The 14,787-nt window shown below is 74.1% G+C and carries 10 protein-coding genes and 1 pseudogene; 4 read left to right on the top strand and 7 right to left on the bottom strand.

The genetic code is table 11. From position 1 onward, the window contains the following. Positions 1-83 precede the first annotated feature (83 nt). The 3 genes from BUS84_RS36600 (at position 84) to BUS84_RS10395 (ending at position 5,190) form a co-directional block, all read left to right on the top strand. The gene (locus BUS84_RS36600; protein WP_244298464.1) at positions 84-2,888 is read left to right on the top strand and encodes an AAA family ATPase; all 2,805 of its coding nucleotides are present in this window, start codon (positions 84-86) and stop codon (positions 2,886-2,888) included. A 24-nt stretch (positions 2,889-2,912) separates the two neighbouring features. Beyond that, entirely contained in the window at positions 2,913-4,061 is a 1,149-nt protein-coding gene (locus tag BUS84_RS10400) for an acyl-CoA dehydrogenase family protein (protein WP_074310880.1), read from the top strand. 124 nt (positions 4,062-4,185) lie between these two features. Continuing rightward, positions 4,186-5,190 carry a hypothetical protein gene (locus tag BUS84_RS10395; protein ID WP_074310878.1) on the top strand — a complete coding sequence of 335 codons (1,005 nt, stop codon included), beginning with the start codon at positions 4,186-4,188 and terminating at the stop codon, positions 5,188-5,190. A gap of 63 nt (positions 5,191-5,253) precedes the next feature. On the opposite strand, the gene BUS84_RS39775 is transcribed toward BUS84_RS10395, so the two are convergent. Beyond that, complete coding sequence (locus BUS84_RS39775; protein ID WP_244298556.1) at positions 5,254-5,562, bottom strand: acetylxylan esterase; 309 nt, start codon at positions 5,560-5,562, stop codon at positions 5,254-5,256. A gap of 48 nt (positions 5,563-5,610) precedes the next feature. On the opposite strand from BUS84_RS39775, the pseudogene BUS84_RS36595 reads away from it, so the two are divergent. Beyond that, positions 5,611-6,488: pseudogene (locus BUS84_RS36595) on the top strand (endo-1,4-beta-xylanase); the annotation flags it as partial. Between the two features lie 123 nt (positions 6,489-6,611). On the opposite strand, the gene BUS84_RS38190 reads toward BUS84_RS36595, so the two are convergent. The 6 genes from BUS84_RS38190 to BUS84_RS10350 all read right to left on the bottom strand — a co-directional run bounded on the left by BUS84_RS38190 (position 6,612) and on the right by BUS84_RS10350 (position 14,730). After that, a complete protein-coding gene (locus BUS84_RS38190) occupies positions 6,612-8,006 on the bottom strand; it encodes a hypothetical protein (RefSeq protein ID WP_074310876.1) in 1,395 nt (464 codons plus the stop codon). Positions 8,007-8,023: 17 nt separating this feature from the next. After that, positions 8,024-8,596 (bottom strand): DUF3558 domain-containing protein, encoded by a 573-nt coding sequence (locus BUS84_RS10370; protein WP_074310874.1) that lies wholly within the window; start codon positions 8,594-8,596, stop codon positions 8,024-8,026. Between the two features lie 31 nt (positions 8,597-8,627). Next, positions 8,628-9,146 carry a hypothetical protein gene (locus BUS84_RS10365; protein WP_074310872.1) on the bottom strand — a complete coding sequence of 173 codons (519 nt, stop codon included), beginning with the start codon at positions 9,144-9,146 and terminating at the stop codon, positions 8,628-8,630. A 1-nt stretch (position 9,147) separates the two neighbouring features. Continuing rightward, complete coding sequence (locus BUS84_RS10360; RefSeq protein ID WP_074310870.1) at positions 9,148-9,429, bottom strand: hypothetical protein; 282 nt, start codon at positions 9,427-9,429, stop codon at positions 9,148-9,150. A gap of 46 nt (positions 9,430-9,475) precedes the next feature. Then, the gene (locus BUS84_RS10355) at positions 9,476-12,226 is read right to left on the bottom strand and encodes an AAA family ATPase (RefSeq protein ID WP_074310868.1); all 2,751 of its coding nucleotides are present in this window, start codon (positions 12,224-12,226) and stop codon (positions 9,476-9,478) included. A 101-nt stretch (positions 12,227-12,327) separates the two neighbouring features. After that, positions 12,328-14,730, bottom strand: coding sequence for a beta-galactosidase (locus BUS84_RS10350; protein WP_074310864.1), 2,403 nt, complete (start codon positions 14,728-14,730; stop codon positions 12,328-12,330). Positions 14,731-14,787 lie beyond the last annotated feature (57 nt).

The following is a 14,787-nucleotide window of genomic DNA, read 5'->3' as shown; positions in this document are numbered from 1 at the left end:
TGGGCTGGCGGTACAGCGGTCGCCCACCTCTTTCCATCCGGTTACCGATAGGTGACACTGAATACATGGTTACTGCATCAAGAGTGCAAATAACCGTGCTGCGCGGTCGGGACGACGAGTGCCGGGCTGTCCGGAACCTGCTCGACGGCGTGACCGACGGCGGTGGTGCCCTGCTGCTGCACGGCGAGCCGGGTTCGGGCCGGACCGCACTGGTCGGCTACGCTCACCGGTACGCCGAGCGCTGCACCGTGCTGGCCGCGACCGGCCTGCCCGAGGAGGCCGCGCTGCCGTACGCCGGCCTGCAACGCCTGCTCGATCCGGTGCTCGACCGGGCCACCGCCCTGCCCGAGCAGCAGTGGCACCTGCTGCGGCGCGCGCTGGACGGGGAGGGCTGCCCGACCGACCGCCAACGGGCACTGTCGATGTCCGTGCTCGGGCTGCTCGCCGCCGCCGCGCGGGACCGCCCGCTGCTCGCCACCATGGACGACGTCGACCGGGGGGACCGGCGGAGCGCGCGGGTGCTCGCCTTCGTGGCCCGCCGGCTGCGGCACCTGCCGGTCGCCGTCCTGCTCACCGCCGACGCCACCGCCACGGTCGACGGGATACCGGCGCACCGGCTCCGGCGCCTGGACGAGCGGGAGAGCGTCGCCGTCCTCACCGACCGGCTGCCCGAGCGACCCGCCGCGCCGGTCGTGGCAGCGCTCGCCGCGGTCGGTGGCGGCAACCCGCAGGCCCTGGTGGACCTCGCCGAGGTGCTCACCCCCGCGCAGGGGCGGGGGGAGGAGCCGCTGCCTCCCGCACCACCGGCCGACGGCGCGCTGGGCCGCGCCTACCGGGCCCGGCTGGACCGGTTGCCGCCGGACACCCGACGGATGCTGCTGCTCGCCGCGCTGGACGAGGACGGGCAGCCAGCCACCCTGATCCGGGCGGCGGCGGTCGCCGGCACCGCGGTCGAGGCGCTCGCCCCGGCGGAGGTCGCCGGCCTGGTCCGTGTCGAGCCGCGGGGCGTCACGTTCCCCCAGCCGCTGGCCCGTGCGATGGTCGCGGCCGGCGCACCGCTCGCGGAGCGGCGCGCGGCGCACCAGCTGCTCGCCGGCGTGCTCGACTCCGACGGGCAGCGGCTGCGCCGGGCCATGCATCTCGCCGCCGCGACGGCGGGTACCGACCCGGCCCTCGCCACCGAGCTGGAGCAGGCGGCAGCCGATGGGGAGGGCGGCTGGGCCACCGCCTCTGCTGCCTTGTGCCGGGCCGCCGAACTCAGTGACCAACCGGCCCGCGCCGCCGCCCGCCTGCTGGCCGCCGCCCGGTACGCCTGGACCGCGGGCCAACCCGGTCAGGCCCGGCTGCTGCTCGACCGCCTCCGCTCCATCCCTGCGAACGGGACCGTCACCGGTCACGCCGACCTGCTGCGCGGCGAGCTGGAGCTGCGGTGTGACGCCGCCTCGGTCGCATCGGCCACCTTGCTGGCCGCCGCGGGGGCGGTGGCCCGCACCGACCGTGCCCTCGCGTTCGCCGCGCTGGCGCGGGCCGGCGAGGCCGTCTGCTTCGCCGGCGACCAGTACCGGTACGCCGAGGTCGGCCGCCGGGCACTGGCGTTGCGGCGCCCGAACGACCCGCCGGCGACCGAGTTGATGAGCTCTCTGGTCGCCGGGGTGGCGGCCACCCTGCGGGGCGACCACGAGCGAGCCGGCCCCGCGCTGCGACGCGCCGTCGTGCTGGGTGGCCGGTTGACCGGCCCGGCGCTGACCCCGACCGCGCTCACCTGCGCGGCGGCGGCCGGCCTGGTGGTCGCCGTGGACGGCGCGGCGCACCGGCTCGCCGAGCGCGCCGTCGGGTTGGCCCGCGACCGGGGCGAACTGTCCATGCTGTCCCGGGCACTGGAGCTGCGGGCCGTCGCCGAGTACTGGCTGGGCCGGCACGAGGCGGCGGCCGAGACCTCCCGCGACGGCCTGCGGGTCGCCCGCGCCACCGGTCAGGTCAACTGCGCCAACGTCCACCTCGGCATGCTCGCCGTGCTGGCTGCCATCCGGGCCGACCGGGCAACCAGTCTGCGGCGGATCCGGGAGATCGGCGAGGCGCCGACGCCGGGCAGCCGGCCACACGCCTTCGCCGGGTGGGCACTGGCGGTGCTCGACCTGGTCGACGGGCGGCACGCCGAGGCCGCGGCCCGACTGGCGTCCCTGGCCCGGCTCGGTACCGTCCGGGGTCAGGTCCTCGTGCAGGTGATGGCCACCCCGTACCTGGTGGAGGCGGCCGCCCACCTGGCGCACCGACCGGCGGCAACGGCCGCGCTCGCCGTCTTCGACCGGTGGGCCAGCAGCACGGCGAGCCCGTTGCGCCGGGCACTCTCCGCCCGGTGTCACGCGCTGCTCGCGCCATGGGGCAGCGCTGAGGCCGAGCGGGAGTTCCGGACGGCGCTGCGGCTGCACCCGACGGAGGCCGGCACGTTCGAGCGGGCGCGCACCGAGTTGCTCTTCGGTCAGGAGCTGCGCCGCAGGAGGCGTCCGCGTGACGCCCGCGCACACCTGCACCAGGCCCGCGAGACGTTCACCCTGCTCGGGGCGAGCTGCTGGGCCGAGCAGGCCACCGCGGAGCTGCGCGCGGCCGGCGAATCGGTGGGCCCGCCGGACCTGCCGGCGGCACGGCTGCTGACCGGCCAGCAACTACGGATCGCTGAACTGGTCGCGGAGGGTGCCACCAACCGGGAGATCGCCGCCCGGATGTTCCTCTCCACCCGCACGGTGGACCATCACCTGCGCAACGTGTTCCACCGGCTCGGCATCCGCTCCCGCACCGAGCTGGCCCGCGCGTTCGCCGCCGAGCGGCACGCCGGCCTGGCCCCCGACCGGCGATCGCCGACCGGTCACCGTCCGCCCTGGACGACGTAAACTATCACCGCTAGTTTAAGGGTCATGGAGCTCACCCTCTCCGCCGAGCAGACGGCCGTCCGCCAGCTCGCCGCCGAGTTCGTCGACCGGGAGCTGGTGCCGCACGCGGCGGCCTGGGACCGCCGCGAGTCGGTCGATCCGGCCGTCGTCGGCATGCTCGGCGACCTGGGCTTCCTGGGGCTCACCATCGCCGAGCCCGACGGCGGCTCCGGCGGCGACCACCTCGCCTACTGCCTGGTCCTGGAGGAGCTCGGCCGGGCAGACTCGGCCGTACGCGGCATCGTGTCCGTCTCGCTCGGCCTGGTCGCCAAGTCGATCGCCGCACACGGGTCGGCCGCACAGCGGGCCGAATGGCTGCCCCGGCTCTGCTCCGGGGCCGCGCTCGGCTGCTTCGCGCTGACCGAGCCGGACAGCGGCTCGGACGCGGCCGCGCTGCGCACCCGCGCGGTGCGCGACGGCACCGACTGGCTGCTCACCGGCACGAAGACGTTCATCACCAACGGCACCACCGCCGACGTCGCGCTGGTCTTCGCCCGCACCGGTGGCCCCGGGCACCGGGGCATCACCGCGTTCCTGGTGCCCACCGAGAGCCCCGGGCTGACCCGGCGCGAGATCCACGGCAAGCTCGGCCTGCGCGGCCAGGCCACCGGTGAGCTGCGCTTCGACGAGGTACGGGTGCCCGACGCGGCCCGCCTCGGCGCCGAGGGCGGCGGCTTCCGTCTGGCGTTGGCCACCCTCGCCAAGGGCCGGATGTCGGTCGCCGCCGGCTGCGTCGGCATCGCCCAGGGCTGCCTGGACGCCGCGGTCGGCTACGCCGGGCAGCGGACCCAGTTCGGCAAACCGATCGCCGGGCACCAGCTCGTCCAGCAGTTGCTCGCCAGCATCGCGGTGGACACCGCCGCGGCCCGGCTCCTGGTGTGGCAGGTGGCCGACCTGATCGACCGCGGCCAGCCCTTCGCGACCGAGGCATCGATGGCCAAGCTGTTCGCCAGCGAGGCCGCCGTCCGGGCGGCCAACAACGCGGTCCAGGTGTTCGGGGGGTACGGCTACATCGACGAGTACCCGGTCGGCAAGTACCTTCGGGACGCCCGGGTCGCCACCCTCTACGAGGGCACCAGCCAGATCCAGGAACTTCTCATCGGGCGCGCGCTCACCGGAGTCAACGCCTTCTGACCTCGTCCACCGTGGCGTGCGGCGGGCTATCGCGGATCCGACAGCCGGCGCCCGACCGGACGGTGCCGTGGCGGTGGAACCATCAAGCGCATCCGCTCGTCCCGGCCACCACGGGGAGACTCCGATGCATCGTCTCGTTCGACGCGCCCTGGCGGCCGGCGCCGCCGTCGGCCTGCTGGCCACCGCGGCCGTCGTCGCCGCGTCGCCCGCCACCGCGTTTCCCCGTCCACCTGCGCCGTCGTGCGCCATTGAGACGCTGCCGCAGCCGCCGAACATGTACCGCACCGAGGCATACGCCATCGACCCCACCGGCCGGTACGTCGCCGGCGGAGCGCTGCGGGTGCACGAGGAGAGCCCCACCGAGGCGTTCCTGCTGCTCTGGGACCGGGGCCGGCTGACGACCGTGCCCTGGCCGAACGGCGACGGCGTCGTCGACGTCAACGCTCGCGGCGTGGTGATCGGCAACGGAAACGCCGACGGCCGGACCCAGCCGTGGAGCTACCGGAACGGTGTCTTCACCCTCCTGCCGACTCCGTCGGACCAGGTCTACGTCTCGGCGATCAACGCCGCTGGTGACGTGGTGGGATACCGCTTCGACGACGCGACCGGCGGATTCGTCGCGCTACGGTGGCCGGCGTCCCGGCCGGGAACGGTCGAGGAGTTGGACGCCCCGGCCGGAGCGCTGGCGCTGGGCGTCACCCGAGACGGCAGCATCGTGGGCACCGCTTCCGGCCCGGAGTACTTCACCGGCTGGGTGCGGCACCCGGACGGCCGGTACTCGGAGCTGACCGTGCCCGCTGCCCAGTCCACGCAGGTCCTGGCGGCCGAGGGCCGCTGGGCGGTCGGCCGGGTCTCCTTCAGCGATGGTGACCAGTTCCCGGTGCGCTGGAACCTGCGCACCGGCGTGTACACCCAGTTGGACCGGCAGGTGTACGGGATCGAGGACGTCAACGCGCGCGGGGTGGCCGTCGGTGGCGAATGGGTGGTCCCCGGTCCCACCGCCCGCCAGTTGCCGGGCGGTGGTGACCGGGTGACCATTTCCGGCCGGGCGATCGCCGACGACGGGACCGTCGTGGGCTTCCGCAACACTGCCGGCAAGGTGACCGCCGTGCGGTGGACGGCTTGCTGACCTGGACGTGTCCCACCCGGAGCGTCGCTGCGCGCCGGCTCCTCGCCGGCCCGGCGTGCCGCGTCAGTCCCGGCCGAGCACCGCGCCGAGCCAGCGCAGCTGGCGCCGAACGTGGACGGCCTCACCGCCCTCGTGGCCGTTGAACGGGTAGACGTGCATTTCCCGATCGGGCGGGAGCGGTCGGCCGGTCGCGCAGCCGTACTGGTTGTAGGCGGCGAAGCCGGTGCTCGGCGGGCAGACGGTGTCACGCAGGCCGATCCCGAAGTGCGCGGGGGCCGTCGCCCGCCGTGCGAAGGACACCCCTTCGACATAGGACAACGTGCGGCGGACCGCCTCCTCGGCCTCGCGGTGCACCGCCAGGTACCGGGCGATCTCGCCGTACGGCGAGGCGTCGGTCAGCCCGATGGCCCGCTGGACGTCGCAGAGGGTGGCTCCGGCGCCCGGCGCGACTCCAACCTCCAGCGGACCGGCAGCGACTGGATCGAGGCGGCCTTCCGGGCCCGCCCGGGCGGCCGACCGCGGCGCGAAGCTCTGCTACAACGACTTACAACACGGACGACTGGACGCACGCCAAGACCCAGGCCGTGTACACGATGGTGCGCGACTTCAAGCAGCGTGGCGTACCCATCGACTGCGTCGGATTCCAGTCGCACTTCAACAGCGGCTCGCCGTACCCCAGCAACTACCGCACCACGCTGTCCAGCTTCGCGGCGCTCGGCGTTGACGTGCAGATCACCGAGCTGGACATCGAGGGGGCTTCGGCGGCCACGTACCGCAGCGTCGTGCAGGACTGCCTTGCCGTGGCCCGCTGCAACGGCATCACCGTCTGGGGCATCCGGGACAGCGACTCGTGGCGGGCCTCGCAGACCCCGCTGCTGTTCACCAGCGGCGGTGCCAAGAAGCCGGCGTACGACGCGGTCCTCGCCGCGCTGAACAACGGCACGACCCCGCCGCCCACCACCCCGCCGTCGACCACTCCGCCGCCGACGACCCCGCCGCCGGGGCCGGGTGGCTGCACCGCGACCGTGTCGGTGAACCAATGGACCGGTGGCTTCGTGGCGACGGTCAAGGTGACGGCCGGATCATCGGCCATCAGTTCCTGGGCGGTGACGATCGCGTTGCCGTCGGGCGCGACGGTCACCAACGCCTGGAACGCCAACCGCAGCGCAGACGCCGGCACGACGCGCTGGACCAACGTCGCCTACAACGGCCAGGTCGGCGCCGGCCAGTCCGCTGAGTTCGGATTCCAGGCCAATGGCACCGCCGGCGGCCTGACCCTGACCTGCGCCGCGGGCTGACGGGCCGTACCGGCCGGTGTGGAGCGGTGAGCGCGCGCTCCACACCGGCCGGCCCGGCACCGGGTCCCGGTGATGCCGGGGCCCGGAGCTGGTCGGACGCCACGGTCGGTGGGCGTCACGGCGTCAGGCCCGGCAGACCTTCACGTCCGGCTGGATGTCCAGCTTGTTGAACACGTTGTCGACCCGGCCGATCCCCGCCTTCGCCTCGATCGACCCGGCGTTGACCAGCTCCAGGAACGTGTTGATCGCCTTGACCAGACCGGCCGGGAGGCTGTAGCCAACCCCGTAGTCCAGGTACAGGCCGAGTTGGGTGCTGCGGCACAGCGCCACCGGCGCACCCAGGGCGGAGCCGACGGTCAGCCCCACTGTGGCGGTGACTGTGGCGTACAGCCCTGCGGTGAAGCCGAAGGCGCCCAGACCGGCCCGGAAGGCCGCCTGGTAGTGGAGGATGACCCCGCTGACGCCGACTGACGGCCCGTAGATCGAGTCCGTGATGCTGTTGCGGACGGTGAGGTTCCAGGGCTTGGTGACCCCGAACGTGCCATTGGCGTACCCGAACCCGAGCGAGCCGCCCAGCGACCACTCGCCGGCCGCCCTGAGGTTTCCGTCCTTGGCGCTGAACGCCGTCTGCACCCCGATGAGCTGGTTCGCCGTGATGGAGAACGGCACGCCGAGGATCTCGCCGACCGGCACGCTGAAGTCCAGCGGGATCGGGATGCGCTTGTTGATGTTCTGGCCCGTGCGGGTGGCACCGGAGATGTCGATCCGCAACCCGGCCATGCCGCCGATCCGCAGCTCCGCGCGGCGCACCGTAGCGCCCCGGATCTCGAGGTGGAACTGGGCCGTCGGATTCTTCATCAGCAACGTCGCCGTGCCGATGATGCGGACCCCGCCGCCGTCGTAGCTGAACCGCGCGCCCACTCCGTCCGCGCAGCAGACCGGGGTGACCGAGAAGCCCGCGATCCGCCGCTCTGCCGCGACAGCCTCGGGGACGCCGCCGCCGGTGCCGCCGTTCGCGGCGTCATACTCGGCCCAGAACGGTGTGCCCGCGTCGAACCGGGTGGGACGCTCCAGGGAGACCGGACGGTCACCGGTGAAGGTGCCGTCACGGATGACCTGGGTGACGTCCACCGGCCCCAGGGTCACCGCCAGGTCGGCCCCGTCCCGGCGGACGTCGAGCACCCGCCCGACCGCCCGGCCGGTGAGGAACATGACCTTCCCCCGGGCGAGCTGGTCGGCGCCGCTGGCGCCCGGATCGATACGCCAGGTGAGCGCGTCCTCCGAGAGCCCGCGTACCGACCCGCCACCGCCGCCCACGAACACCACGTCGGGCTGGTAGGTCACCTTCTCGTCGGGGGCGGGCGCCGCCCCGTACCGCTGGTCCCCGCCGGTGTCACCGGCCCGCGGACCGGGTGGCTTCGGGCCGGCGTCACCCCGCTCGCAGGCCGTGGGAAGCAACAGGGCTATCGCGAGCAGCGCCGCCGTCGCGCGCAGACGCCGCGATCGGGGTGTCACCATGTCGCCTCCCTCGGGGATCAGAGCCGCCCGGCGGCCGTACGCGCCACGGCTTCCAGGCCCGCGCGGTACAGGGCCGGGTCCTCGCTGCGGACCAGCCGGACGCAGGCCCACACCCCGCCCTTGCTGACGAAGACCGTGCCGTCCTCGGCGTACGCCTCGTCGCCCACACCGCTTATCGGGGTCATCTTGTGCCCGAGTTCGCGGTCGATGTCGAGGAACTTCTTCGCGCCGTCGCCGACGTACACCTCCACCTGTGCGGTGGGGCCGGTGACCGGGCCGGTGTACGTGCAGGTGTCCCGGTCCGTCGGCTTCTCCAGCGGGTCCTCCAGCCGGGTGCCGGCCAGCTTCTCGGCCTCCTGCCTGGTCACCAGGGCGCAGGCGTCGACGGCTGCCGCAGCGGGCGGCGCCTCCGCCGACGCGGCGACCGATGGGTCGTCGTCCGGTGTGGCCGCCACGCTCTTTCCGGCTCCGGCCGCCGGGGTGTCGCCAGCGTCGTCACCGCCGATCATTCCGCAGCCGGCGAGGGCGGTGAGCGTCAATATCGTGGCCGCGGCGACACCCCACCGCTGGCCGGTTCCGAGGTGGGTCATCGCGGCTCCCCTTCCGGTCGTTGGCTCGGCATTACAGCGGGAGGGCGTCGAGCACCTTGCGCAGGGCCGGCTCGTATCCGCCGGGGCCGGCGCCGATCCGCTCGAAGCTGCTCAGGATCACGGTGAAGCTGCCCTTGTCACTGATTACGACGGCCTCGCCGCCGATGTCCTTGACGGCGAGGTATGCCTTGCGTCCCTTGTCGACGTCCTTCACCTCCCGGTACGCCGTCGTGGCCTGCTGGCGCTGGTAGTCGTACGTGGCTCCGCCCGCGATCGGGGAGGCGGTGGTGATGGTGAGCGCGGCGACGCCCTTGCCGTCGCCGAACAGGCAGTCGCCCTGGTCCTCCATCGGTTGACCGAGGAGGTCCGCGACCTGGGTCGCGGTGAACGGGCACGCGGGCCGGGGTACGTCCGGCAGGTCCCCGCCGCCGACGTCGACTCCGGCGCCGGCATCGGCGGCCGGGTCGGCGTCGCCCGCGGCTTCGGGACCACACGCGACGAGCGGCAGGAGCAGCAGCGAACACCACAGGGGTGCGATCAGACGGCGCACGTCAGTCTTCCTTCGCTCGTCGGAGGTCCAGGTCGGTGGTTGAGGTCCCCGGTGGTTGGATCCACCGGGCCGGGATCAGCCGGTCGACCCGCCAGGCGGCGGCTGCGGCGGCCGCGGCCACGACCTCCGCGTCGGGGCCTTCGACCAGTGCGATCACGACATCGTCGGTGGGCAGCCGAATGGCGGCCACCAGCCGACAGCCCGGGGTGCCGAACGCCGGCACCGAGTCGTCCGCGCCGGGTGAACGGTCGTACTGCTCCAGTGCGAACAGGTGACCGGCCATGACCTGAGGCTAGGTCCGGGCGGACGGCGAGGAATCGGGCGTTTCCCTATGCTTGCGCGTCGGCCCTGGTCATCGCGGCGCCCAGCTCCGCGCGGGTGGAGATGCCGAGCTTGCGGTAGATCCGAGCGAGGTTCGCCTCGACGGTCTTCGGGCTGACGAACAGCTCGTCGGCGATCGCCCGATTGGTCCGACCGCGCGCTGCGAGCTGGGCCACGCGCTCCTCGGTGGCGGTGAGGTGCCGGGGCGTCGGTGGGCGGCCACCCACGCGGGCCAACTCGGCCCGGGCGCGATCCGCGAACGCGGCCGCGCCGATCGCGGTGAATTCCGCGACCGCCGCCTCCAACGCCTGCCGGGCCGGCAGCTTGCGGCGGGACCGGCGGTGCACGATCCCGGCCACGAACAGGCAGCGGGCGCGGTCCAGCGGCAGCACATCCGGCGGTACGGCGTCCCGTGCCGCCGTCAGCGCGTCGAGAGCCGCGCCGGCGTCGACGCCGGTGGCGCTGTCGAGCAGCGCGCGGGCCCGGGCGGCACCCAGCATCGTCCACGGACGCGGCAACCGGCGGTGTCGAGCGATCAGCCGGGCCAGCACGGTCGCTGCCAGGTCGAGATCGCCCGCCCCGACGCACGCCTCGATCCAGTCCGGTTCGAACCGCATGGCCAGTGGCTCCACCAGCCCGTTCGCGTCGATCGTCGCGGCCAGGCCGGCGTAGGCGGCGGCCGCCTCCGCCATCCGGCCCGCGGAAAGCGCCACGAACCCGGCCAACTGCTGGTGGATCCGCCGGCACCAGTCGTCGTCCAGTTCGTCGGCGAGCCGCAGGCCGGACTCGGCCACCCTGGTCGCGTCGGTCAGCCGACCCCGGTGCGCGTCGAGCAGTGCGGCCAGCCAGGTCTCACCGACCAGGCCCGTGCCGAGCTGGTCACCCAGCTCCCGGGCCGCGGTGATGTGCCGTTCGGCGTCGTCCCACCGCCCGGCCAGCAGCTCGGCCTCGCCGAGATGGGAGAGCAGCTCGTGTTGTAGCGGCTCGTCGCCCCGGGCCTCGGCGCGGCCCAGCATCCGGTGCAGCCGCAGGCGGGCCCGCTCCGCGTCGTCGATGGACTTCCACCAGATCGCGGGCACCGTGCTCGCCAGCCACGCCGGTTCGTCGCCCTCCAGGGCGAGCGCGCGGTCGAGCAGGTCGGTACGCGGCGGCCGCCCGAGTCGTACCTCCTGAAAGAAGAGCAGCACCAGGGCGGCGGCGAGCAGGTCGTGGTCGTCGTCGCGTCCGTCCAGTAGTGCGGCTGCGGCCTCGGCGTGCTCCCGGGCCGACTCGGTGTGATCCTCGAAGACGGCGAGGTGGGCATGGATGCGGCCGGCCAGGGCCGAGCCGGGTCGGGCCGCTGCCAGCGCCCGGGTGCCGTTCTCCAGCGCCGCCCGGCTCGCCTCACCGCCCGACCAGGCGAGGATGGCGCGCAGCAGCAGCGACTCCGCCCGTACCTCGCCGGTGAACTCGGCCGCGACCGCCTCGGCCGCCTGCCGGGCCGCCGGGAAGTCGCCGCTGTCGAACCGGCAGCGGGCCGCCGCGAGTCGCCGCCGGCCCAGGCGTACCAGGTCGTCGGCCGGGGTGAGCTGGCTCGCGCGGTAGTGCAGCTCGGCGGCGAGGTCGGGTGCGCCCCGGCTGTGCCAGCGTGCGGCTGCGGCGGCCAGGGTGTCCGCGACCACCGGGTCCGGGTCCGTCGCGCAGAGCGCGAGGTGGCGGGCCCGCTCGTCCGAATCGGTGAGCAGGTCGGCGAGCTGGCGGTGCAGCCGGCGGCGGACTCCCGGCGGGATACCGGCCCGGACGGCCGCCGCGTACACCGGGTGGGTGAACCGCACGCCGCTCGGCGTCACCACGATCAGCCCCGCCTCCTCGGGCGCGTCCAGCGCAGCGGTGGACACCCCCGCCGCCGCCAGGTCGGCCAGGGTCGGCACGGTCAGCAGCGCGGCCAGCCGTACGGCGGTGCGACTGGCCAGGGGCAGCCTGGCGAGGACGTCCGCGAGAAGGTGGTGCATGGACGCGGCCACCGGCAAATCGTCGCCGGGCGAGGGCTGGCGCGGCAGGCGTTGCACGGAGCGGACGACCTCGATGGCCAGCAGCGGATTGCCACCGGCCTCCCTGGCCACCCGGACGAGCATCGGCCGGCTGAGCGTGACGTCGAGCTGCTCGCGCAGGACGTGGTGGAGCGCGCCGACGTCCAGAGGAGGCACCTCGACCCGTCCGACCGGGCCGCCGACGTGGCCCTCGTCGAGACCGAGCGGTACGTCGTCGGCCGCGCCCGGGCTACGTCGGCGGCTGAGCAGGGTGGCCAGGCCGGTGACCCGGCGCAGCGCGTACCGGAGCGCGCGTTCGCTGGGCCGGTCCAGCCAGGGCGCGTCGTCGACCGCGAGGAGCACCGTCGGGTGGATGGTCGCCGCTGCCCCCGCTTCCAGCAGCGAGCGCGTGGCCGCCCCGACCACCCGTACGTCGACCGCCTCGTGTGCGTCGCCGGAGAGGAGAACGACCTCGGCGGCGATCCGCTGTGGCCGGGGCAGCGCGGCGACCCGGTCGGCGAGCGGGCGGAGCAGGTCGGCCAGGGCCGCGTACGGGAGCTCGGATTCGGCCTCGGTGGGCGCGCAGCTCAGCACCAGCCAACCGGCCTGCGCCGCGTGCGCGACCAGCGCCCGCCACAGCTCGGTCTTGCCGATGCCGGGGGGCCCTTCCAACATCACCGGGCCCGGTCGGCTCAGGAGCTGCCAGGCCCGGTCGAACACCTCGTCCCGGCCGACGATGGCGCGTCGCATGGGGGAATTCTGGCACCCGCCTATCTGGACGGGACATCCCGCCAACGGGTGAGCGGGTGCGGCTGCGGAGGGCGCCTCGCCCCTCCGCAGCCGTCCCGAGATCAGCCGAGGCTGACCCGCACCGGCTCGTCAGTCGGCCCGCCGGGCAGGCGCACGGTCACCCGGCCGTCCGCCGCCGCGACCGTGCCCCGGCTCGTGGTGACCGGCCGTTCGGTGGCCAGCACCACCACGTCGTCGCCCTGGGTGGGGCGCAGCAGCACCGCGTCGTCGTCGACGCGGACCAGCTCGCAGGTCGTCTCCACCAGCGTCGCGTCACCGACCCGGATCCCGTACGGCAGGATCACACCGGTGCGGGCGGGCACCCGGAGCCGCCGGCCCCCCAGCACCGGTGCGCCGTGCCAGCTCAGCGCGACCGTTACCGCCGACGGAGCGACGTTGATCAGGTGCAGCAGCCGCTGCCCGGTCGGGTCGACGGTGGAGGTCACCACCAGGCCCGGCCCGTCGGTCCGCGGGTCGAGTCGGGGGCGTACGCCCAGCCGGTGCAGGGCGCCACGCCAGAAGTCGAGGTCGCACGGCAGGTCGGCGGCGACCACCACGGCCCGGCCGGCGCCGTGCCCGACCTCGACGGCGCACGGCTTCCCGGAGCCGACCTCGGTGAGGATCGGCTCGGCGTCGGTGCCGGCGAGGTGCTGGGCGTAGCCGACCCGGACCTCGGGCCGCCCGGACGCCCAGCCGTGCCCGAGAACCGACGGGAAGTAGTGCGGCCCGCCCTCGACCCGTCCGGTGACGCTCAGCCCCAGCGCGTCGGCGAGCAGCGTGCAGGGGCTGCCGTCGTGATCGCGCTCGGGCAGCACCCCGTGCAGCAGCAGTCCGCCGCCGCCGTGCAGGTGCGCGACCAGTCGTTGCTGCACGTCCCGTCCCAGCGTCGTGGCGCTGGCCAGGGCGATCACACCGGTGGTGGGGCCGGCCGACTGCAGATCCAGCGCCGGGAAGGAGTGGCCGGCCAGCAGCAGTGCCCGCGCCAGTACGTCGCGCGGTCCCATGCCCCGGAACCGTTCCAGGTCGGCGACCTGTTCGGCGCGGGACGGCGAGGCCGGGTGGTGGTACTCGGTGAGGTAGTGGTCGGGGACGAAACCGAGGGCCAGCCCGTCGTACTCCTCGTCGGAGTCGGCGAGCAGGTCGGCGACGCAGCGCACGGCGTGCAGCGCGCGTTTCGCCGCGTCGAAGGTCGGGTTGAGCAGCCCCTCCGGGCCGACCGGGGCGGCGAATCCGTGCCGCTCGCCGGTGAAGGCGATCCGGTCGTTGCCGTCGCCCACCGGCTGCGCCAGCGGCGGGTTGTGACCGCCCGCGAAGAGGTAGAGGTTGAGCAGGCGGTTGCCCTGTGCCACGCAGAGCCGGGTCTTCAGCTCGACCGCCTCGGGCGGGTAGAGCGTCGACAGGTCCTCGCCGTAGTCACCGTTGCCGGCCTCAAACTCGAGCGAGGTCAGCGGCTGGTCGGCGTCGTGCACGGCGGCCAGGAAGGCGTTGCCGACGTACAGGTCAGCGACGTTGGTGACGGTCAGGTCGCCGAGGTAGTAGTCGGAGCCGGAGGTCACCTGCGGTTGGCCCCGGTAGGACTCGAAGAGCTGGCTGATGCCGATCGGGAAGGTCCGGCCGCGTCCGCCGCCCGTGCCGTGCACGTTGATCAGGAACGGTACGCCGCGCACCCCGTGCCGCTCGGCGCTGGCGCGCAGCTCGGCCACGTAGCGGCGGTACCGGTCGCGCATGTAGCGGCCGAGGTCGTCGTGTACGGCCAGGGACCGCGCCTCCGGCGGGGTGCGCAGCGCTGCCGCCCAGGCCGCCGGGTCGCCCGCGTCAGCGCCGACCCGATCGGCGGCGGCGTCCTTGCCGTACCGGTCGATCGCCCACCGGCGCAGATCCTCACACAGCAGGTCGGTGAGGTCGGGGGAGTTGGTGACCCAGGAGAGCATGCCGATCTCGTTGTCCAGCTGGACGGCGATCACCGGCCCACCCCGCCCGGCCAGCCGTTCGGCGATCACCGGCATCACCGCGGCGTACCAGCCGTCGGCGGCGGCGAGGAACTCCGGCGCGAGGTAGTCGATGGTGCGGGTCGCGATCGGCGTGCCGTCCCAGGTGGTCGGCAGCAGGTGCGGGTGCTCGTCGTACACCCGGTAGGGGATGCCTTCGTTCTTGACCTCGGCCATGATGAACGGCCCGGGCCGGACCACCGCGTGCAGGCCCCGCTCGTGGGCGAGGTCCAGGAAGCCGGCCAGGTCCCGCTGCTCGTGGGTACGCCCCGTGAGGTCCACGGTGCCGTCCGGCAGCTCGTGCCAGAGCCACGGCACGTAGGTGGCCACCGTGTCGGCGCCGCACTCGCGGAGTCGGTCGAGTCGGTCGGCCCAGTCCGCCCTGGCCAGCCGGAAATAGTGCACTTCCCCGGCGAGCAGCAGTCGGGGGCGACCGTCGATGACGATCCTGCGGTTCTGGAGCAACACTTCGGACATATGACCTGTCTCATCCTCTCGGCGGGCATCTCGGGCTGTCCTCTTGTGATCTGCCAC

The organism is Micromonospora cremea, assembly GCF_900143515.1.
Classification (GTDB): Bacteria; Actinomycetota; Actinomycetes; order Mycobacteriales; family Micromonosporaceae; genus Micromonospora; species Micromonospora cremea.
This window is presented reverse-complemented; position numbering and strand designations above follow the sequence as displayed.